Raw genomic sequence first — 21,254 nt, forward strand, 5'->3', positions numbered from 1 at the left:
GTGGCCGTGCGACCCCGGCCCTAACGTAGACTCAATAGACCCACGGGCCGACGTCGTCCCCACCATGATCCAACCTGAGTGACGACAGGAGGCCCGGTGGCTCAGCCGTACGCGGACACAGAACAGCCGCACCCGCACAGCCCGCAGGCGTCCCCGACGCCCCATCCCCGTCCGTCCGCCCAGGGCCTCTACGACCCAGCGCAGGAGCACGATGCCTGCGGCGTGGCCTTCGTGGCGGACCTGCACGGCCGGCGTTCACACTCGGTCGTCGCCAACGGGCTCGGCGCGCTCTGTCGGCTGGACCACCGGGGCGCCCGTGGCGCGGAGCCGAACACCGGCGACGGTGCAGGCATCATGATCCAGGTGCCGGACGCGTTCCTGCGCGCGGTGGCCGACGTCGCGCTTCCCCCGGCGGGCGAGTACGCCACGGGGCTGGTCTTCCTTCCCGACGACGATGCCGCCGAGGCGCGTGCCCGCCGGGTGGTCGAGAAGTACGCGTTGGTCGAGGGCGCCGACCTGCTCGGTTGGCGGGACGTGCCGATCGACCCGAGTGACCTGGGCGAGACCGCCCTGGCGGCGATGCCCCGGGTCCGGCAGCTCTTCCTGGCCGCGCACCGCCTCACCGACACGCCCGGCGGGCCGGCCGGCTCCCCGCTGCGCGGCATCGAGCTGGACCGGGTGGCGTTCTGTCTGCGCAAGCAGGCCGAACGGGAGACCGCCGAGCGCGGCGTTCCGGCGTACTTCCCGTCGCTGTCCAGCCGCACCATGGTCTACAAGGGCATGCTCACGCCCGACCAGTTGCCGGCGTTCTACCCGGACCTGCGCGACGAGCGGGTGGACAGCGCCATCGCGCTGGTGCACTCCCGCTTCTCCACGAACACCTTCCCGTCCTGGCCGCTGGCGCACCCGTACCGGTTCATCGCCCACAACGGCGAGATCAACACGATCCGGGGCAACCGCAACTGGATGCAGGCCCGCGAGGCGCTCCTGCGCTCGCCGAACGTGCCGGGCAACATCCGGCGGGTCTTCCCGGTCTGCACCCCCGCCGCCTCCGACTCGGCGAACTTCGATGAGGTCCTGGAGCTGCTGCACCTGGCCGGGCGAAGCCTGCCGCACGCGGTGCTCATGATGATCCCCGAGGCCTGGGAGAACGACCCGGGGATGGACCCGGCCAAGCGCGCCTTCTACCGCTTCCACGCCAGCCTGATGGAGCCGTGGGACGGTCCGGCGTCGGTGGCCTTCACCGACGGCGAGATCGTCGGCGCGGTGCTGGACCGCAACGGGCTGCGCCCGGGGCGCTGGTGGCAGACCGACGACGGGCTCGTGGTGCTCGGCTCCGAGGCGGGTGTCCTCGACCTCGACCCGGCCCACGTGGTCGCCAAGGGGCGACTCCAGCCGGGCCGGATGTTCCTGGTCGACACGGTGGCCGGGCGGATCGTGCACGACGAGGAGATCAAGTCCGAGTTGGCCGCCGCCCAGCCGTACGGCGAGTGGCTGCACGCCGGGCTGATCGAGCTGAACGACCTGCCGGCCCGCGAGCACACCGTCTACACGCACGACTCGGTGCGCCGCCGGCAGCAGACCTTCGGCTACACGGTGGAGGAGCTGAAGATCCTGCTCGGGCCGATGGCCCGCACCGGCGCCGAGCCGCTCGGTTCGATGGGTACGGACACCCCGATCGCGCCGCTGTCCACCCGGCCGCGGCTGCTCTACGACTACTTCCACCAGCTCTTCGCCCAGGTCACCAACCCGCCGCTGGACGCCATCCGCGAGGAGTTGGTGACCAGCCTGGCGTCGACCATCGGGCCGGAGGGCAACCTGCTCGACCCGGGCGCCGCGAGCTGCCGGCAGATCGTGCTCCCGCACCCGATCATCGACAACGACGAGCTGGCGAAGATCCTCTCCATCGACGAGGACGGCGACCTGCCCGGCTTCAAGGCGGTCCGGGTCTCCGGGCTGTACCGGATCCGGGAGGGCGCCGCCGGGATCAAGGCGCGGCTGACCGAGATCTGCCGGCACGTCTCCGAGGCGATCGAGGACGGCGTGCGCATCCTGGTGCTCTCCGACCGGGACTCCAACGCCGACCTGGCGCCGATCCCGTCGCTGCTGCTCACCGCCGCCGTGCACCAGCACCTGGTGCGCGAGCAGACCCGTACGCAGGCGGCGCTGATCGTGGAGTCCGGCGACTGCCGGGAGGTGCACCACGCGGCGGTGCTGATCGGCTACGGCGCGGCGGCGGTCAACCCGTACCTGGCGTTCGAGTCGGTGGAGGACCTGATCCACACCGGCGCGTTGGCCGGGGTGGAGCCCGCCGCAGCGGTGCGCAACTACGCGAAGGCGCTCGGCAAGGGCGTCCTGAAGATCATGTCCAAGATGGGCATCTCGACTGTCTCCTCGTACTGCGGTGCGCAGGTCTTCGAGGCGGTCGGCCTGGACAGCCGGCTGGTCGAGCGCTACTTCCGGGGCACCCCGAGCCGCATCGGCGGGGTGGGTCTCGCGGGCGTGCACACCGAGGTGGCCGCCCGGCACGCGCTGGCCTGGCCGCCGGCCGGCACCGCCAGCTCCGACCGGTTGGAGGTCGGTGGCGAGTACCAGTGGCGCCGCGAGGGTGAGTTGCACCTGTTCAACCCGGAGACGGTGTTCCTGCTGCAGCACGCCACCCGCAGCCGGCAGTACGACGTCTTCCGGCAGTACACCGCCAAGGTCGACGCGCTCGCCGCGCAGGCCGGCTCGCTGCGCGGGCTGTTCACGCTGCGCACCGGGGTCCGTCCGGCGGTGCCGATCGAGCAGGTCGAGCCGGCCACCGAGATCGTGAAGCGGTTCGCCACCGGCGCCATGTCGTACGGGTCGATCTCGGCGGAGGCGCACGAGACGCTGGCCATCGCCATGAACCGGCTCGGCGGCAAGTCCAACACCGGTGAGGGCGGCGAGGACGTCGAGCGGCTGCACGACCCGGCCCGGCGTTCGGCGGTCAAGCAGATCGCCAGCGGCCGCTTCGGTGTGACCAGCGAATACCTGGTCAACGCCGACGACCTCCAGATCAAGATGGCCCAGGGCGCCAAGCCGGGCGAGGGCGGTCAGCTGCCCGGCAACAAGGTCTGGCCGTGGATCGCCCGCACCCGGCACGCCACCCCCGGCGTGGGTCTGATCTCCCCGCCGCCGCACCACGACATCTACTCCATCGAGGACCTCGCCCAGTTGGTGCACGACCTGAAGTGCGTCAACCCGGCGGCCCGGGTGCACGTCAAGCTGGTCAGCGAGGTCGGCGTCGGCACCGTCGCCGCCGGGGTGGCGAAGCTCAAGGCGGACGTCATCCTGATCTCCGGCCACGACGGCGGCACGGGCGCCTCTCCGCTGAACTCGCTCAAGCACGCCGGCACCCCGTGGGAGCTGGGGTTGGCCGAGGCCCAGCAGACGCTGTTGCTCAACAAGCTGCGCGACCGGGTCACGGTGCAGGTCGACGGCCAGCTCAAGACCGGCCGGGACGTGCTGATCGCGGCGCTGCTCGGCGCGGAGGAGTTCGGCTTCGCGACCGCACCGCTGATCGTCGAGGGTTGCGTGATGATGCGGGTCTGCCACCTGGACACCTGCCCGGTCGGCATCGCCACCCAGAATCCGGTGCTGCGGGAGCGTTTCACCGGCAAGCCGGAGTTCGTGGAGAGCTTCTTCCTCTTCCTCGCCGAGGAGGTCCGGGGGTACCTGGCCGAGCTGGGTTTCCGGTCGATCGAGGAGGCGATCGGGCAGTCCGAGCTGCTCGACGTGGCCCCGGCGGTGACGCACTGGAAGGCGCACGGGTTGGACCTGGCGCCCGTCCTGCACCTGCCGGAGCTGCCCGCCGGCGCGGCCCGACGCGGGATCCGCGCGCAGGATCACGGCCTGGATCAGGCGCTCGACAACGAGCTGATCGCGCTGGCCCGTCCGGCTCTGACGGACGGGGCGCCGGTGCGGGTCGAGGTGGCGGTGCGCAACGAGCATCGCAGCGTCGGCGCGATGCTCGGCGGTGAGGTGACCCGTCGCTTCGGCGGCGCCGGCCTTCCCGAGGACACCATCGAGTTCGTGCTGCACGGCACGGCTGGGCAGTCGTTCGGCGCCTTCCTGCCGCGCGGGGTGACCCTGCGCCTGCACGGCGACGCCAACGACTACGTGGGCAAGGGCCTCTCCGGGGGTCGGCTCGTCGTCCGTCCGGACGCCGCCGCGCCGTTCCTCGACCCGGACGCCGGGCCGGGGCAGCGGGCCGAGGATCAGATCATCGCCGGCAACACCATCCTGTACGGGGCCACGGCCGGCGAGGTCTTCCTGCGCGGCCGGGTGGGGGAGCGGTTCGCGGTGCGCAACTCCGGCGCGATCGCCGTGGTCGAGGGCGTCGGCGACCATGGCTGCGAGTACATGACCGGCGGCACCGTGGTGGTGCTCGGTGCGACCGGCCGGAACTTCGCGGCGGGCATGTCCGGCGGCACGGCGTACGTGCACCATCTGGACCGGGCCCGGGTCAACGCGGAGCTGGTCGACCTGTTGCCGCTGGGCGAGCAGGAGCAGTCACTCCTGCACGAGCTGATCCAACGGCACGTCGCCGAGACCGGGTCGGCGGTCGCCGAGGATCTGCTCAAGCGGTGGCCGGAGGCGGTGGCCGAGTTCACCGCTGTGGTACCCCGCGACTACCGCCGGGTGCTGGAGATCATGCGGGCCGCCGAAGCAGCCGGCCGCGACGTCGACGACGCGGTCATGACAGAACTGACCGCGCCCGCTGTGCCGGCGATGCCGGTGCCGCCCGCCCCGCGGGTGGCTGCCCAGGAGGTGGCACGTGCCTGACCCGAACGGTTTCCTGCGCTACGACCGGCGGCTGCCGGCCCGCCGCCCGGTGCCGGTGCGGATCAGCGACTGGCGGGAGGTGTACCCGCCGGCCGGCGAGGAGTTGGTCCGTGAGCAGGCCACCCGATGCATGGACTGCGGCATCCCGTTCTGCCACGACGGCTGCCCGCTGGGCAATCGCATCCCGGACTGGAACGACCTGGTGCGTACCGGCAACTGGGACGCCGCTGTGGAGTCGCTGCACGCCACGAACAACTTCCCGGAGTTCACCGGCCGGCTCTGCCCGGCGCCCTGCGAGGCGGCCTGCGTGCTCGGCATTTCCGGCGGTCAACCGGTGACCATCAAGCAGGTCGAGGTGGAGATCGCCGACGCCGCCGCGGCGCGCGGGTTCACCCCCCGTCCGGTGCCGGCGCCGTCGGGCCGGTCGGTCGCCGTCGTCGGCTCCGGGCCCGCCGGCCTCGCCGCCGCCCAGCAGTTGGCCCGCGCCGGTCACGCGGTGACTGTGTACGAACGCGACGACGCGATCGGTGGCCTGCTCCGGTACGGCATTCCCGACTTCAAGTTGGAGAAGCGGCACATCGATGCCCGGCTGGCCCAGCTCACCGCCGAGGGGGTGCGCTTCCGCACCGGCGTGAACGTCGGGGTGGACGTGACCGCCGAGCAGTTGCGCGCCGAGCACGACGCGGTGCTGCTGGCCTGTGGGGCGTTGCAGGGCCGGGACACCCCGGAGACCCCGGGGCGGGCGCTTCGGGGCGTACACCAGGCGATGGCGCACCTGGTCGCGGCGAATCGCGCGGTTGCCACGGCGGCCACCGACCAGGCCGGCGTGGTGGCCACCGCCGAGCGTCGGCTGGCGCGGGCGGTGTTGCCGGACGGCACGCCGATCGACGCGGCCGGCAAGCACGTGGTGATCATCGGTGGCGGTGACACGGCGGCCGACTGTCTCGGCGTCGCGCACCGCCAGGGCGCCGCGGGCGTGCACCAACTCGACCTGTACCCGCAGCCGCCGCAGGAGCGCGACGAGGCACGGGATCCGTGGCCGACCTGGCCGTGGGTGCTGCGCAGCTACCCGGCGCACGAGGAGGGTGGCGAGCGGGTCTTCGCCGTGGCGGTGCAGGAGTTCGTGGACGACGGCACCGGCCAGGTGCGGGCGGTGCGGGTCGCCGAGGTGACAGTGGAGAAGCGCGACGGCCGGCGGGTCGTCACAGTGGTGCCGGGCTCCGAGCGGGAGTTGCCGGCCGATCTGGTGCTGCTGGCGATCGGCTTCGAGGGCACCGAGCAGCAGCCGCTGCTGGCCCAGTTCGGCGTGGAGCGCAACCCTCGGGGCTCCATCGACGCCCGCGACGACTGGCAGACCGACGCCGACGGGGTGTTCGTGGCCGGTGACATGCACCGGGGCGCCTCGTTGATCGTCTGGGCCATCGCCGAGGGGCGGGCGGTCGCCGCCGCCATCCACGACTATCTGGGCGGTGTCGGTACGCTGCCGGCCCCGGTGGGCCCGGCCGCGCAGGCTCTCGCCGCTCGCTGAGGTGCGGGTGTCCGGTCGGTGCGGCAGGTCCGCCACCGCACCGACCGGACATTCCCGCTGGTGAAGCCGCTCACAACTGTGGGCAAAAAGGTTTAAGCCGGCAAGACTTGCCGGCTGCCGAACCGCGCTGCGATCGGTGTGAATGATCATCCTGCCGATCGCTGGAGGTTCGTCGTGGCCCGAGGTGCCACCTTCGCCGCGTTGCGCCACCGCAACTACCGGATCTGGGCGCTCGCCGGCTTCGTCTCCGTCATCGGCACCTGGATGCAGGTCCTCGGAGTCAACTGGTACGTCCTGAAGGAAACCGGCTCGGCGACGTCCATGGGCTTCGCCGTGCTGCTCCAGGCGGCGCCCACGCTGCTGCTCAGCGTCTGGGGTGGCGTGCTGGCCGACCGGCTGCCCGCCCGCCCGCTGCTGATCGCCGCCCAGGGCGCCCACGCGGTGCTCGCCGCCGGACTGGCGGCGGTCGCCCTGACCGGGGTCGGCGGCCTGCCGCTGATCTTCGCGATCTCGCTGGCCACCGGTGCCGTCTCGGCGATCGAAGGCCCGGTGATGGGGCGCTGGGCCGCCAGCCTCGTCGACCGGGAGACGCTGGGCAACGCGCTGGCGCTCGGCTCGCTCACCAACTCCGCCGGCCGCATCCTCGGCATGAGCCTCGGCGCCGTGGTGGTGGCCGCCGTCGGACCCGCCCCGCTGTTCGGCATCAACGCGGCCAGCTTCGCCGCCGTGGTGGTGGCGCTGTTCGCCGTACGCCCGGGAGCCGTGCCCGGCCTCCCGGTCCCGGACGCCGGCCGGGCACGGGGCGGTGTTCGCGCCGGGTTCGCCTACCTGCGTGGGCAGCCGGTGCTGCTCCTCGCGCTCGCCCTGTCGTTCGTGCTCGGCAGCCTGGGCCGCAACTACCAGGTGACAATGGCCGCGATGAGCGACGGGCCGCTGGACGCCGGCGCCTCCGGGTACGGCCTGCTGTCGACGGTGTTCGCTGTCGGAACGGTGGTGGGTGCGCTCGTCGCGGCCCGGCGGCGTTCCCTGGGCTACCGGACGCTCGTCGTCGCGGGCCTGCTCGCCAGCGGGCTGCAGATCGTCGCCGGCCTCGCACCGGGCACCTGGAGCTTCGCCGCGGTGATCCTGCCGATCGCCGCCGCCGCGGTGGTCATCGACACCACCGTCGGCACCCGCGCCCAGCTCGACACCGACGGCGCGATGCGGGGCCGGGTGCTCGCCGCCCTGGCGGTCACGGGCTCGGTCTCCGCCGCGGTCGGCGCCCCGCTGCTCGGCTGGCTCGCCGAACACGCCGGGCCCCGGCAGACGCTGGTCCTCGCCGGAGCCGCCGCGGCGATCGCCACGACGGCGGCGGGCGTCGCCCTGGACCGGCAGCGCGGCCGCGCGGAGACCCTCGCGCTTGTCGTTCCGCGACCCCGCCATCCGGTACGACGAGCGGCGTTCCGGGCCGCTCGCATCGTCCGGCCCACCGGCGCGGTCTGCGTCATCGTGCCCGCCGAAGCCGGTGCGGTGCGGTCGGGCGGGGTCCGGCTCCGGGAGTTGGCCACCGCCGGGCCGGTGACGAACCGCTGAGACAGCGGTCACCCTCGGCGGCCCGCTTCCGGGACTGGGCAACCTGAAGATCATCGTTACGCTGCGATCATGGACATTGAGGAGCGGCTACGGCGAACCCGCCGATGGCTGTGGATCGTGCTGATCGGGCTCTTCCTGAGTGGTGTCACCGCCTTTCCGCTGGAGATCGAGGTGCGCTGGTTGCTGCGCGTACTGGATCCGCTCGCCGGCCAACTGCCCGCGCTGGTCGCCTGGATCGAGCGGGTGCACACAGGGCTCGTGACGGCCGGCGACGACTACCCGTTCCTGCTCTACGGCACCGACTGGTTGGCCTTCGCCCACCTGGTGCTGGCGGTGGCCTTCTGGGGGCCACTGCGCGACCCGGTGCGCAACGTCTGGGTGGTGCAGGTCGGCATGATCGCCTGCGCCGGCATCGTTCCGCTGGCGCTGATCTGCGGTCCGATCCGGGACATCCCCTGGTTCTGGACGCTCGTCGACCTGTCCTTCGCGGTCGGGGCGTTCCCGCCGCTCTGGTTCGCGTACCGGCACATCCGCGCCGTCGAGGCGAGCACGGCCGAGGCGACAAACGCCCGGCCGGCCCTGACCCCGTAAAACTCCACCCGCACGCCGCACGCCTTCGTCGGACGGGGCTGCTGCACCCCTGCCCCGTCGATCATGGAGTTGTGGTGGGCGGAATGCTCACCAGTGCCGGATACGCGAGGCACCACAACTCCATGATCGACCTGGGCGGGGGCCGGGTTGGTGCGGTCAGTGCGACATCAGGTGGTGCGACTCGCGGATCTTGGCCCAGGACTTGGGCTCGGTCGGCGGTGCCGCCTTGCGGGCGGCGCTGGCCACCTCGGGCCGGCCGGCGGTGAACAGCCAGGTGGTGAACAGGTCGTCCAGGTCCAGTCCGGAGATCCGCTCGGCCAGGGCCTGGAACTGCTCGATGGTGCCGTTGCCGTACCGGCGCTCGGCGGTCCAGGTCGGCAGGATCTCGAAGAACGCGTCGTCGCCGACGGCCAGCCGCAGCTGGTGCAGGGTCATCGCACCCCGGTCGTAGACGGCGTTGTCGAAGACCCGAGCGGCACCCGGGTCGCCGGGCAGCACCTGCCAGAACCCGTCGTCGGCCGGGTAGCTGGCGTAGGTGAAGTCGAAGACCTCCTGTGCGGTGCCCTCGCCCTGCTCCTCCGACCAGAGCCACTCGGCGTACGAGGCGAAGCCCTCGTTGAGCCAGATGTTGCGCCAGTCGGCCACCGAGACCGAGTCGCCGAACCACTGGTGGGCCAGTTCGTGCGTCACCACGTAGGTGTTGGCGCCGCGTCGCCAGAAGCCCGGCCCGTACACCGGTCGGGTCTGCGTCTCCAGCGCGAAGCTGATGCCGTCGATCGGCCCGGCCACGCCGCCCTGCGCCTCGAAGGGGTACGGGCCGAAGATCCCGCTCTCCCAGTCGACGATCTCGGCGGTCCGCTCGATGCTGGCCCGCGCGGCCGGCCCGAGTGCGCCCAGCGAGGTGCTGTACGCGTTGATCACCGGCTGGCCGCTCGGGGTGGTGTCGGTGACGATGTCGTACTGGCCGATGGCCATGAAGGCCAGGTAGGTGGCGGTGGGGGAGGTGGTCCGCCAGATCCACCGGGTGCGGTTGCCGGCCTCGGCCAGCGGCGGCCTCGGCTGCACGCCGTTGCTGATCACCTCGACGCCGGTGGGCACCGACACCGAGATGTCGTAGGTGGCCTTGTCCAGCGGGTGGTCGTTGCTCGGGAACCACCACCACGCCGACTCGGGCTCGTTGACGGCGAGGGCGCCGTCGTCGGTACGCGTCCAACCGGTGTAGCCGTTGACCAGGGCCTCCGACGGGACACCGGAGTAGCGCACGACGATGGTGAGCTGCTGGCCCCGGGTCACCGTGCGGGCCGGGGTGACCACCAACTCGTGCACCCCGGCGGTGCTGGTGCTCGCCGCCCAACCGTTGACCCGGACCGACTCGACGTCGAGCAGGAAGTCCAGATTGAACGTCGAAAGGTCCGCAGTGGCGGTGGCGAGGATGGTGGTGGTGCCGGTGAGCAGGTCACTGGCCGGTTCGTAGCGCAGCCGGACGTCGTAGTGCTCGACGTCGTAGCCCCCGTTGCCGTAGTCGGGGAAGTAGCTGTCGCCCACTCCGGGCGCGCCGGGTTGCGGCGCCGCGGAGACGACCGGACGGCCCCAGCCCGTCGGGGCGGCCTGGCCGGGGGTGCCGGCGAGCATGGTGCCGGCGGTGGTGAGGGTCAGGGCGGTGGTGGCCGCCGTGAGGACTCGTCGCACGGGGTGGACTCCCTCCATCGGGTGTTCGCCAGGTCAACCTAATCGACAACTGTGAACGTCGCCGGCCCGCCACACCCATCGTCGGTCGTCGCCCCCTGGCGTGCCTTGCACCGCAAGGTCACACTGTGTTGATCGGAGGTGACACGTGCGACGCTCGGAGTTGCCCAGACGGGAATTGATCGGCCAACGGCAGTCGACAGCGGGCCGGGAACGGCTGCCGGCCGGCGGGTTGGAGTTGTTCGCGCTGCTCGCCCGGCTGCTGCGGCGACCCCGTCGCGGCGACCGCCGGCTGCCGCTGCTGTGGCTGGTCCGCTCCGACACAGCGGATCTGATGATGCCGCTGCGCCGCTTCCTCGGCCAGGGCCCCCGGCGGCGGGTCCCGCACGCCGTGCTGGACGCCGACGCGCCGCCCGGCGCCGGGGACGTGCCGGCGCTGCTGCGCGAGCTGCACCGTCAGCTCTCCCTGGAGGCATTCGGCGCCGCCCGACTGCGCTTCCGGCACTATCCGCTGGCCGACTGGCTGATGCAGCAGAGCCTCAGCCTGGGCATCGACGCCGACGACAGCCGCGCGGCCCTGGTCCGCCGGCTGCGCGACCGCAGGGGCCCGCGTACGCCGGAGGCGCTGCCGTCCGGCGGCGACGCGGTCAGCATCGTCTCGCAGGTGCTGCTCTGGCTGGTCCGTCGCGCCGTGCCGGGGGTGGTCTTCCGGGCTGCCGTCTCCGGTCGGGTGCCGGTGCTCGGGCGGCACTACAACTGGTTCATGCGCCAGCAGTACCTGGCGCCCCGGCAGTCGGTCACCTTCCTCGGCTTCGCCGAGCGCCTCACCGCGGGCTGGCGCGACGGGGAGCAACCCGACCAGGTCAACAAGCTTCTGCTGCACGCGTTCCTGGAGGACCTGCGGCAGGCGTACCGGCGTCGGCCGTGGCGCCCGTCGGACTGGCGGCGCACCGCGTACCCGGCTCTGCTGATCGATTCCGTCGCCCCCGGCAACGTCGGCGGGGAACTGGTCCGCCTGATCGGCGACGTCCGCACCGAGACCGGCCGCAACGACCCGCTGCTGATCGTCGCGTCCGGTGGGCAACCCCCACCGGACCTGCCCGAACCGCACCCGTTGACCGAGGCCGACGAGGCGTACGACGAGTGGGCCGGGGCGCTGCCGGAGATGCGACGGCTGCGCCGCCCGGCCACCTGGCTGGTGGCGCTGCGTCCCGATGAGACCGACACCGGCCCACCGTCACGTGGCGGGCTGCGGCCCTTCTCCGCGCCCGACCCGCCGTGGTGGTCGCGGCGCTTCCTGCCGGCGGCGCTCTGCCTGGTGCTGGTGGCGGTGCTCGGCCTGTGGGCGGCCAGCCGGTGGGGGCCGGGCTGTCACCCCTCGCTCACCGGCCAGGTATCGGTCGAGGTGGTCGGCAGCGGCGAGTGTGTCGGCTACAGCGACAGCGCCGCCCAGGTGTTCAACAACGACCCCGGCCAGGACCGGCTGCGCACAGTTCAGGAGCGCATCTTCGCGCAGAACCGCGCCGCCGAGGAGGTCTGGCAGCGTAGCGACCGACGACGGCCCTTCCTCACCCTGGTCTACCTCGGCACCCTCACCGGCAACCGGACCCGCGCGGACGAGGAGTCGTACGTCTCCGAGCGCGAGGAGCTCGAAGGGATGGCCACCGCCCAGTACGCGTTGCTGAAGGAGTCGGCCGGCGCCGACGGCGCCGCGTTGCTGCGGATCGTGGTGGCCAACGGCGGCCGGCAGATGATCTACGCCGACCGGGCGGTGGCGATGCTTGCCGAGCTGGCCCGGGACGACCCCACGGTGCTCGGGGTGGTCGGGCTGGTGGAGAGCCGCACCAGCACCGCCCGGGCGCTGCGCGAGCTGAACCAGGTCGGGCTGCCGGTGCTGGCGCCCACCCTCTCCGCCGACAAGATGGACGCCAACTCCCGGCTCTACCTCCAGATCTCCGCGCCGAACAAGGACCAGGTGAAGCTGGTCGACGCGTACGCCAAACAGGTGTTGAAGGTCAACGAGGCGCACGTCTTCTACACCACACTGGAGGGCAGTTCGCTCACCGAGGACCTCTACGTGGGCACCCTCGTCGACGGGCTCCGGCAACAGTTCGGCCCCCGGATCACCCGCCTCGACGAGTGGCGCACCGGCCAGCGGCTGACCGACGAGTGCGGCTACGCCGGGCTGCTCTTCTACGCGGGCCGATGGTCGGAGTTCGACGGTTTCCTGCGGGCGTTGCGCGAGTGCGGCGGCAACCCGCCCCGACACCTCGTCGCCGACGACTCGGCCAACCGGTACATGGCCAACCCGGGGCTGCGCGCCGCCGCGCCCGGCAACCTGCCCGTCACGTACGTCTCCAAGGCGGCCCTGGCCACCTGCGCGGCGCTGCGGGCCGCCGAGGACCGGCGCGACGACGCCCGGGCCAGCTTCCTGTCCTGGATCCAGGCCGACGACCTGCTCGACCCGCCGCGCTGCCGGCCCGGCTCCGAGGAGCAGGTCGGGGAGCGGGTCAGCCTCGCCTACGACGCGTCGATGATGCTGGTCCGGGCGGTGGAGAGCCTCGCCGCCCGGCTGCACCACGCCGACCCCCGGCAACGCTGGGAGCCGGATTCGGTCAACCCGGTGGGCGTGCACGCGGAGGTGCTCCGGCAGAACGCCGGGCAGGGCTACCCGGGGGTGGCCGGGCTGATCCGGTTCACGCCCGACTCGGGGGAGCCGGTCGACAAGCGGCTGGCCCTGATGCGGGTGGAGCAGGTGCCCGACGTGGCGAGGGCGCCGGTGGAGGTGTTCCGCTGCGGGGCGGCCGACTCGTCCGGCCCGGCGGCGTGCGGCCCCGCCTGACCGGTCCGGCGTGACACGTCCTCGCAGGACTGTCCGGGTGCCGCCGGTGTCCGTTAGGGTTCCTGGGACCAGGCGACCGTGGCGTTGGGGGCAGAGGGTGGGCAGGCTCGCGTCGGCGTACGGGCAGGCGGTCAACTCCCACCGGGCGGCTCGCGCGCATCTGGAGACCGCCCGCAGCGCACTGGGGGCGGCACCGACCACCGTCGCGCCGGTCGGCGCGGACGACCTGGTGACCCACCTCGCCCGCCTCGGCGGTGCCCTGGCCACCCCCGCCCCGGGCGTCACCCCGCTGACCGACGAGCCGGCCGCGGTGCGGATCGGCGAGGCGTCCACAGCGGACGGCGGTTTTCCGGTGCTGGTCCCGCTCGGCGGCGGTCACCACCTGGCCCTGGACACCGACGCCCGGGACCCGCAGGTCGCCGGGCTGCTGCGGGCGCTGGTGCTGCGGCTGGTCGCCACCGCGCCGCCCGGTCAGGTCCGTGTCGCCGGCATCGACACCGCAGCGCTCGGCGCGACCTTCGGCCCGCTGCGTCCGCTGCTCGACGCCGGAGTGCTCGACCCGCCGGCCACCGGTGAGGCCGAGGTGGCCGCGCTGCTGGACGCCGCCGAGCAGCACGCCCGTGCCGCCCAGCACGGTCAGCCCGTCGCCCGTCGCCTGTTGGTGGTGGTCGCCACCGCCGCGCCGCCGCCGCGCGAGCTGGCCCGGCTCGCCGCGCTCACCCACGCCGGCCCGGCCGCCGCCGTGTGCGTGCTGCTCGCCGGCCACCCGTCCCGGCTGCCCGGCGAGACCGTGCCGCCGCTGGGCGGCACCACAGCGGTGCGGCTCAACCAGGGGTACGCGCACGTCGGCGACCCGCCCGGCAACCCGTTCAGCGCCGACGGCAGCGGGCTCGCCGTACCCGTCCTGCTCGACGGCGACCCGCCGCCGGCCTCGGTTCGCGCGCTCGCCGAGCACCTCGGCACCGCCACCCGCCGCGCCGACGCGTTGCCCTTCACCGACCTGCTGCCCGAACGGCGCTGGGCCGAGTCCGCCGGCAACGGGTTGCGTACGGTGATCGGCCGGGCCGGCGGCGGTGCCGCCTTCGACACCGCGCTGACGCTCGCGTTCGACGACGCCACCCCGCACTGGCTGGTCGGCGGGCGCACCGGCGCCGGCAAGACCGTGTTCCTGCTCGACGTCCTCTACGGGCTGGCCGCCCGCTACTCGCCGGCCGAGTTGCAGCTCTACCTGCTCGACTTCAAGGAGGGCGTGAGCTTCACCGAGTTCGTGCCCACCGGCCGGGATCCGTCCTGGCTGCCGCACGCCCGCGCCGTCGGCATCGAATCCGACCGCGAGTACGGTCTCGCCGTGCTGCGCGAGCTGCGCCGGGAGGCGCAGCGCCGGGCCACCGCACTCAAACGGCACGGCGTCACCAAGCTCGCCGACCTGCCCCCTGACAATCCGCTGCCGCGCATCGTGACGGTCATCGACGAGTTCCACGTGCTGCTCGCCGGCAACGACGCGCTGGCCCGCGAGTCGGTCGACCTGCTGGAGGAGTTGGCCCGCAAGGGCCGCTCGTACGGCATCCACCTGGTGCTCGCCAGCCAGAGCATGACCGGCATCGAAGCCCTCTACGGGCGGGCCGAGGCGATCTTCGGGCAGTTCGCGTTGCGGGTGGCGCTGCCCGGCGGCAGTGGGGTGCTCGACCAGCTCAACGACGCCGCCGCGGCCCTGCCGATCGGCTCCGCCGTGGTCAACACCGCCGCCGGCGCGGTCGGCGCCGACACCGTGCTGCGCTTCCCCGACGCGCACGCCGCCGCGGCGGACCTCGCCGCGTTGCGCCACGACCTGTGGCAGGCCCGCCCGCCGGGCTCGCGGGCACCGGCGGTCTTCAAGGGGTACGAAGCCGCGCGGATCGAGGACGACAGCACGTTCACCGGGTTGCGCCCCGGTGGTCGACGGCCGATGGCCCTGGTCGGCCGAACCGTCGACGTGCACGGCACCACCGCGCTGTTCCTGATGGACACCACCCCCGGCCGGCACCTCGCCGTGGTGGGCACCGCACCGACCGGCGCGGACGTGCTGCGGGCCGCTACGCTCAGCCTGGCCCGCCAGCACACCCCCGGCGACGCCCGCTTCCAACTGGCCTGCCTTGTCGACGTCGCCGACCCGGTCGCCGACGACACCGAAACACTGCTGCGGGCCGCCGGCCACTCGGTGCAGCGGCTCGACGCGGCAGGGCTGCGCGACCGGATCGCCGCGCTGGCCGCCGAGCCCACCGGCCGCGAATACCTTGTGGTGTTCGGCATGGACGCCGCCGCGCCCGTCCTCGGAGCCACCGACCCCGGCACCTTCCGTTCCGGCCTGGACGACCTGCGTACCGTCCTGCGCCAGGGCCCCGGGCACGGGGTGCACCTGCTCGGCTGGTGGCGAGGGCTGCGCCGACTCGCCGACGACCTCGGCGGCACCCAGAACCGCGACGATGTCGCCTGCCTGGTCGCGCTCAACGTGCCCGGCGCTGAACTGGCCCTGCACCTCGGAGCGCACGACCTGGCCTACACGCCCCGCCCCGACCGGGCGCTGCTGATCGACCGGCACGACCAGCGCACCCGGCTGATCGTGCCGTTCGTCGGCGACGGGCACGACCCCGACGGGGAGCGGTGACAGTGTCCTTCGAGGAGTACGCGGCGCTGGCCCGACAACTCTCCGCCCAGCACCGCGCCGGGGAACAGCACGCCGCCGTCGAGTCCGCGCGCCGCCGCGACCTGCACGCCGCCGTCGACTACCTCCAGCAGCGGCTGAACGCCCAGGGCCAGCGCCTCGACCAGCTCGGCCGAGCCATCGGCGTCGACCAACCACCCGCTGCCCCTGCCCCTAGTGCGGGCCATGGGGCGGGCCCAGGCCCAGGTGCGGGACAGGGAACCCGGACGCCAGGCGAGACCGCCGCCTGGCCCGGCCCGCCGTCCGGCGTCGGGGCGCCCACCGCTCCCAGCTCCGGCCCGCCCTTCGCTGCCGGCGCTCCCACAGTGCCGGGAACCGGGGACGGGGAATCCGCCGGCGCAGCCGGCGCGCCGGGGCGGGCGGGGGTCGGGGCGTACCCCGAGCTGCCGGCGGGGGAGGCGCGGCTGGCGTTGCCGACGGCGGTGAGCCCGGCGGGCGGCGGCGTGCCCGCGCAGCGCGTGGCCACGGCCGACCCGGCGGTGGAGCTGGAGATGGCCCGGCGGATGGCCGACGAGGCCGACCGGCACGGGCAGCAGGCGGAGTTGCTGGCCCAGCGGCCGGCGCTGTTGCCGACGTGGTCGCCGCTGGCCCGGGCGGTCGCCGTCTACGCCGGGTGCGGCGCGGCGGCCGGGGTGCTCGTGCTGATGCTGGTGCTCGCCTCCGGGGTCGGTCTGGTGGACGGGTTCACCCTCGGCGCGTGGATCTGCGCGGGGTTGCCGGCGGTGGCGTTCTTCGGCGGGTACCTGGTGCTGGGCCGCTGGGGGCGGCCGGCCATGGTCGCCGGCACCCCGCCGAGGTACCTGCCGCTCGGGTTCCTGATCTGTTTCCTGGTGGTGCCGATGGCCTACTGCGCGTACCTGCTGATGGTCCGCGGCCTGCGCTGATGACCGATCTGGCATCCGGTCTGCGCTTCGCCGCGCAGCCGGTCGTCAGATCCACTCGGAAACCGGGGTGTCCGGACCGGTGGGATACCCCGACATCCTGAGACCCGTGTCGATCTTGCCGAAGACCGCTTGTCCCTGCGGTCCACTGTGTTCGCCCCGGTGCCGTAGTCTCGCGCCCCGTGCGCAGTCGGTGCGCAAACCGCTTGCCGAGGGTCTGGACCGTCACGCCCCGACGTCTCTGGGAGCGGCAGGTCGAAAGGTTGGTCAGGGAATTGCAGGGATACACGTCCACCCAGGTTGAGCCGATGCCGGCAGAGGGCGGGCTTGCCGCTTCGCCCGTCAACGCCGATGCTGCCGCCGGCACGGCGACGCCTCGCTCCGAGCCAGGGTCGTCGGTCATCGCCGCCTCCCAGCAGGCCGGCCCGGGCGCGGTGGTCGCGGGTTTCGGGCTGATTGCTGTCGGCGCGGCCGGCGGTTGGCTGCTCTGGCGCAGCGGCGCCTCCGCGGCGAAGATCCAGCCCGAGGACACCACAGGTGTCTTCCTCACCCTGCTGGTCTTCGCCGCAGCGGTCGAGCGGATCCTGGAACCGTTCTCACGGTGGCTGCCAGGACGCGCCGCCGAGGCCGCGTTGTCCCGGACGGTGACCGACGTGACCAGCCGGGTCGGCGGCCCCACCGAGGCCGATCGCGAGGCGGTCGCCGTGGCCACCGCCAAGGTCGCGCGGGCGAAGGCGAACCGCACCATCGTCGCGTGGGGCCTCGCCAGCGGGTTGGCCACAGTGGCGTCCAGCGCCGGCGGGTTCTACGTTCTGCACGCGGTGGCCGGAGCCGACTGGAACGGCGTGGCAGTCTGGGTCGACGCCGTCGTGACCGGTGTGATGGTCGGCAGCGGCACCAAGCCGTTGCACGATCTCATCACCCGGGCCCAGAACGGCCCGCCGTCGCCGTAGCGCGCTGCCCGGCCCGCCCGGCCGTGTAGTCCGCCTGGTCCGCCTCGCATGATCCACACGGTTTGCTGAAGGCGGGGTATCCGGGCCAGCGGGATACCCCGACTTCAGCTACCTCGTCGATCTTTCGCCCTGTTGCGCTCACTGCCGGTCGGATTCGACCGTGGCGCCTACCTGCTGGGGTTCCGCGCCATGCTCCGTGTCGTCGGCGCCATGTGCCGCGGCCACCAGGACTTCGTCGAGTTCGCGGTCGGTGAGACCTTCGTCTTCGAGCAGGCCGAGCAGCAGCACCGTCCGCGCAACGATCGCGGCCGCGTCGTGGGGCACCGGCGGACGCTCACCGAGCGCCGCCCACACCAGCGCCTCGGCTAGCACCGGGTCGACGTCGCGCCCGGTCGCGTCGTAGCGTTCCCGAGCGGACGCCACGAACCGGATCACCGGCGCCCGATCCTGCCCCGCGACGAACCGCCGCCGTACCGCCACCAACAGCGCACCGGCGAGCAGATCCGCGTACCGCCGCCAGTCCGACTCGGTGAACCGGCCCAGCCGCCGTTCGTGGCTGCGCAGCCGCCCAGTCAGCAGACCGCGTAGCGCCGCCTGCGGGTCCGTCACCATCGTCGCTCCCTGATCATTGTGAGTGCTCTCCTGCGTGCGCGTGGCCGGGTCAGTCGATGCCGTCTGGTCACCAGCGCGCTCGCCGCCCGGCAGCCGTGGGCGATCAGTGCGGCGCTGTGGGCGACGCTGGCACTGTCGCTGTCATGCTCCGCCTCGCTGTCGTGGCCGGCGTGGTTGTCGGCGCTGCTGGGCCGGGTCGGTGCGGACAGTGCCGCCGGCTCTTCGATCAGTGCCGCCACCGAATGCTCGATCCGGCAGCGGCCGATCGCGAGTCGGGCAACGACCAGGTCCAACCGGGTGGCCGCCGCCGCGAGGTGCCGGGCCGCGACCACGTCGGCCGCCTCCCGGGTACGCCGCAGTCGGTCCTCGGTCGCGCTCAACCGCCAGCGGGCCCGAGCGGCCAGAATGGCGGCTCGGTCCGCGTCGAACCGAGCAGCGTGCAGACCGGCGAGCAGGTCCCCGACCGAGCCTCCCGGTGACTCCCGATCGGCGGCCAGGCCGGCGTAGACCAGGCTCAACGCCCGCCAGCACTCCGTGACCGCGTCCTGCCAGGGCAGCCGCCGGCCGGGCGGTCCTGCCCCGTGCAACTGCGCGCCGGCCCGATCGGTAGCCGAGATTGTCGCCAGCCAAGCGGCACGCAGGTCATCCACGGCATCGGTGCTCACTCGCCCGCCTCGGCACTGGACTTGACCAGCAGGGCGAAGCGCACATCGGTACAGGGGTAGTCGACGCCGCACTCGCAGAGCCAGCGACGGACCACCCGGGGCGGATGGGCGAAGAGGACGTCGTCGGCGTCCTCGACGTCCTGATCGGACACGAGTCGGCGTTGCTCGGCTGGGGCTGGTGGGTCGATGGGGGATTCGTCGGGTCGATCGGGCATCGAGGGCTCCCGTCGGGTCGTCTCCTAGCTGCTCACGGCTCGTGCGTCGGGGCGGCGTGCGGGCACACCCCGGCACGCCCGGCCGAACGGGGGGACCGACCGACCGGGCGCTTCCTGCGCGGTGGGAACGAACCAGCTCCGGGTTGCAGACCAGGGAGCCGGTCGACTCGAACTTTGTCACACTAGTCTGTACAAGTCAACGACAGACTAGTCCGTTCTTGTACTGACTAGTTGGGTGTGATCAAATGGCGGTGCAGACCAGGGAGATGACATGCCCGCCAAGCCCAAATGGGCGCAGCTCGCGGACCATATCCGAGAGCAGATCGCGTCCGGTGAACTCGCCCCAGGTGACAAGCTGCCATCCACCTCCCAGCTTCGTGTTGAGCACAACGTCTCGGCTGGCGTAGTGCGGCAGGCGATTCTCGTCCTACAGACCCAAGGTCTCGTCGAAGGCGTTCACGGGCTGGGTGTCTTTGTCGCTGAGCACTGAGCAGTTACGGTCCCCTAACGTGGCTTGAGTTCGAGGGATCTGCTGCTTTCGTCGTGACGAGAGAGCGATCATGCGGTCGCGCTGGGTGCGCGAATCTCGTACGCTCCCATGTGGTCTCCGCCGGTGCGGTGGTGGAGGCGATGGTCGATCACGGGGAGGTGCGCGTGAGCGCAGCACAGATCATCGCGAGGTTGGCGGCGGCGTCGCAGAAGCTGGACGAGGCGAAGGCCAAGACCGCAGCGGCAGCACAGGACGCCGCCGAGGCGCGAGCACTCGTCGCCGGCGCGCTGGAGGGTGTGGCCGCCGGTCCGCTGGTAGGCATGATCGACTCGTACCGTCAGGCGCTCGCGCAGGCGTCTCAGGGTGGCGACCCGGCCAAGCAGCATGTGCAGGAGACGATCGCCAAGGTCCGAGCGCTGGGAAACTGACCACGGGTGGTGGCAGCGCAATCCACCAACCACCCGCAGCGGTGAAACCGATCATTCGTCCTCAGGTGCCTCGGCAGCCTCAGAACCCTCCGAACCGAGGAGAGGGTGCTCGTGCCCGCCGAGACGCTGATGCGCGAGACATTGAACAACCCGCCAGGCGGCGGGAACGGGTGAGCGCGGAGGCAGTCGGTTTCTGGGCGTCGGCTGGTGGGGCCGCTTGGGCAACAGTCGCCGAGTTCATGCCAGTGCTGCCGAAGGCGGTCGCCGGGACGCTCTTGGCGACGGCCGCCACAGTCAGTGCCGGCAAGTCATGGTTGAAGAGGCGCCGAGAGAGGAATCAAAGTGAAGATCAATAGCTCCACCGAAGCCGCGATGCGAGCCATGATCCACGCCGCCGTGCAGCGTGATTTCCCTAAGCTCGATGAGCGCTTGCGGACCCTCAACGACGACAACACGGCGGCTGCAACCGTCGAGCTTGCCCTCGCCCTTGTCGGTTTCCTGATGGTCGACATCCACAAGGGTCGGCCGAGCGACGATCAGATTTCGGCCGTGGCTGAGGAAGTCGCCGAGGCGGAATCCTGGGCGCAACCGACTCGCCGCGAGGTGGCGGACTTCTTGATGAGGCTGATGAGGGGTGAGCCGTTCGCCACCGCAGTCCCCACTGAAAACGCCATTATCCTGGCCTTCGTCGTTGCGGCGAACCTGCTCTCCTCCTGTCGCCGAGACGACGAGAAGTGGTGGGACTACCTCGACCGGATGGAGGCCGCCATGGAGGCGGCCAGGTGACAGGCGTGCCTGAGCCGGTCGTCCGAGGCGGTGGCGAGCTGGAGGGCTTCCGCATCGGCTATCTGCCGCCGGACGTCGGTGACCTGGTTTCGGACTTCGCCTCCGAGTGGGAGGACGTCACTTTCACCACCCGGGTCTGGGAGCGCCAAGTCGGGGACGGCCACCGAGTCGACCTGCGGGTGCACGTGCTCCGGGGCGACCGGCTGGGCACCCTCGCCGAGCTACGCGACTTCCTGGCCGAGTATCACGAGCGCGATAACGCTGACTGGGCACTCACCGACTTTCAGCACGGCGAGGATCCCGGCCTCCTCGGTGCAGCCGAGGCGTTCTGGCTGGCCGCGCCTGGTGTGGCCGTCAACGTACTGGTCGATCCGGAGCGGTTCACCGCGGACAACTTGCAGACGATTACGCAGAGAATTACATCAGCTACGGCAGGTCCGCCAGTCCGCCGGACTTGCGATCCGCTCGCCCACTGAGGTGCGCAACTGCTCGACA

The 21,254-nt window shown here is 72.4% G+C and carries 16 protein-coding genes; 12 read left to right on the top strand and 4 right to left on the bottom strand.

Features of this window, described 5'->3' with window-relative positions; genetic code table 11:
- Positions 1 to 96 precede the first annotated feature (96 nt).
- The 4 genes from gltB to PSH03_RS25915 all read left to right on the top strand — a co-directional run bounded on the left by gltB (position 97) and on the right by PSH03_RS25915 (position 8,500).
- Positions 97 to 4,809 (top strand): glutamate synthase large subunit, encoded by a 4,713-nt coding sequence (gene gltB / locus PSH03_RS25900; protein WP_238690655.1) that lies wholly within the window; start codon positions 97 to 99, stop codon positions 4,807 to 4,809.
- On the top strand, positions 4,802 to 6,337 hold the full coding sequence (locus PSH03_RS25905; RefSeq protein WP_210786613.1) for a glutamate synthase subunit beta: 1,536 nt from the start codon (positions 4,802 to 4,804) through the stop codon (positions 6,335 to 6,337). Before gltB ends, PSH03_RS25905 begins: the two co-directional genes overlap by 8 nt.
- 174 nt (positions 6,338 to 6,511) lie before the next feature.
- Positions 6,512 to 7,909, top strand: coding sequence for an MFS transporter (locus PSH03_RS25910; RefSeq protein WP_238690656.1), 1,398 nt, complete (start codon positions 6,512 to 6,514; stop codon positions 7,907 to 7,909).
- 69 nt (positions 7,910 to 7,978) lie between these two features.
- Positions 7,979 to 8,500: a hypothetical protein gene (locus PSH03_RS25915; RefSeq protein ID WP_238690657.1), complete on the top strand. Its 522-nt coding sequence runs from the start codon at positions 7,979 to 7,981 to the stop codon at positions 8,498 to 8,500.
- A 156-nt stretch (positions 8,501 to 8,656) separates the two neighbouring features.
- On the opposite strand, the gene PSH03_RS25920 is transcribed toward PSH03_RS25915, so the two are convergent.
- Positions 8,657 to 10,189 (bottom strand): M1 family metallopeptidase, encoded by a 1,533-nt coding sequence (locus PSH03_RS25920; RefSeq protein ID WP_238690658.1) that lies wholly within the window; start codon positions 10,187 to 10,189, stop codon positions 8,657 to 8,659.
- Positions 10,190 to 10,334: 145 nt separating this feature from the next.
- On the opposite strand from PSH03_RS25920, the gene PSH03_RS25925 reads away from it, so the two are divergent.
- The 4 genes from PSH03_RS25925 (at position 10,335) to PSH03_RS25940 (ending at position 17,563) form a co-directional block, all read left to right on the top strand.
- A complete protein-coding gene (locus PSH03_RS25925) occupies positions 10,335 to 13,028 on the top strand; it encodes a type 1 periplasmic-binding domain-containing protein (RefSeq protein WP_238690659.1) in 2,694 nt (897 codons plus the stop codon).
- A 97-nt stretch (positions 13,029 to 13,125) separates the two neighbouring features.
- Positions 13,126 to 15,672 carry an FtsK/SpoIIIE domain-containing protein gene (locus PSH03_RS25930; protein ID WP_238690660.1) on the top strand — a complete coding sequence of 849 codons (2,547 nt, stop codon included), beginning with the start codon at positions 13,126 to 13,128 and terminating at the stop codon, positions 15,670 to 15,672.
- Positions 15,669 to 16,613, top strand: coding sequence for a hypothetical protein (locus PSH03_RS25935; RefSeq protein WP_238690661.1), 945 nt, complete (start codon positions 15,669 to 15,671; stop codon positions 16,611 to 16,613). The genes PSH03_RS25930 and PSH03_RS25935 overlap by 4 nt, the downstream gene beginning before the upstream one ends.
- A 305-nt stretch (positions 16,614 to 16,918) precedes the next feature.
- Complete coding sequence (locus tag PSH03_RS25940; RefSeq protein ID WP_238690662.1) at positions 16,919 to 17,563, top strand: hypothetical protein; 645 nt, start codon at positions 16,919 to 16,921, stop codon at positions 17,561 to 17,563.
- A gap of 138 nt (positions 17,564 to 17,701) precedes the next feature.
- Here PSH03_RS25940 and PSH03_RS25945 read toward each other — a convergent pair whose 3' ends face one another.
- From PSH03_RS25945 to PSH03_RS25955, 3 genes are read right to left on the bottom strand one after another with little or no spacing between them, the layout of a single operon-like run.
- A complete protein-coding gene (locus PSH03_RS25945; RefSeq protein WP_238690663.1) occupies positions 17,702 to 18,175 on the bottom strand; it encodes a hypothetical protein in 474 nt (157 codons plus the stop codon).
- Complete coding sequence (locus tag PSH03_RS25950) at positions 18,169 to 18,840, bottom strand: hypothetical protein (RefSeq protein ID WP_238690664.1); 672 nt, start codon at positions 18,838 to 18,840, stop codon at positions 18,169 to 18,171. The genes PSH03_RS25945 and PSH03_RS25950 overlap by 7 nt, the downstream gene beginning before the upstream one ends.
- A complete protein-coding gene (locus PSH03_RS25955) occupies positions 18,837 to 19,055 on the bottom strand; it encodes a hypothetical protein (protein ID WP_238690665.1) in 219 nt (72 codons plus the stop codon). Before PSH03_RS25955 ends, PSH03_RS25950 begins: the two co-directional genes overlap by 4 nt.
- A 271-nt stretch (positions 19,056 to 19,326) precedes the next feature.
- Between PSH03_RS25955 and PSH03_RS25960 the strand changes: the two genes are divergently transcribed.
- The 4 genes from PSH03_RS25960 (at position 19,327) to PSH03_RS25975 (ending at position 21,235) form a co-directional block, all read left to right on the top strand.
- Positions 19,327 to 19,545: a winged helix-turn-helix domain-containing protein gene (locus tag PSH03_RS25960; protein WP_196924501.1), complete on the top strand. Its 219-nt coding sequence runs from the start codon at positions 19,327 to 19,329 to the stop codon at positions 19,543 to 19,545.
- A 164-nt stretch (positions 19,546 to 19,709) separates the two neighbouring features.
- Positions 19,710 to 19,973 carry a DUF6244 family protein gene (locus tag PSH03_RS25965; RefSeq protein ID WP_030489032.1) on the top strand — a complete coding sequence of 88 codons (264 nt, stop codon included), beginning with the start codon at positions 19,710 to 19,712 and terminating at the stop codon, positions 19,971 to 19,973.
- A 342-nt stretch (positions 19,974 to 20,315) separates the two neighbouring features.
- Positions 20,316 to 20,759 carry a hypothetical protein gene (locus tag PSH03_RS25970; RefSeq protein ID WP_238690666.1) on the top strand — a complete coding sequence of 148 codons (444 nt, stop codon included), beginning with the start codon at positions 20,316 to 20,318 and terminating at the stop codon, positions 20,757 to 20,759.
- Between the two features lie 5 nt (positions 20,760 to 20,764).
- Positions 20,765 to 21,235: a hypothetical protein gene (locus PSH03_RS25975; protein WP_238690667.1), complete on the top strand. Its 471-nt coding sequence runs from the start codon at positions 20,765 to 20,767 to the stop codon at positions 21,233 to 21,235.
- Positions 21,236 to 21,254: the final 19 nt, after the last annotated feature.

Source organism: Micromonospora salmantinae, assembly GCF_022230905.1.
GTDB classification, from domain to species: Bacteria; Actinomycetota; Actinomycetes; order Mycobacteriales; family Micromonosporaceae; genus Micromonospora; species Micromonospora salmantinae.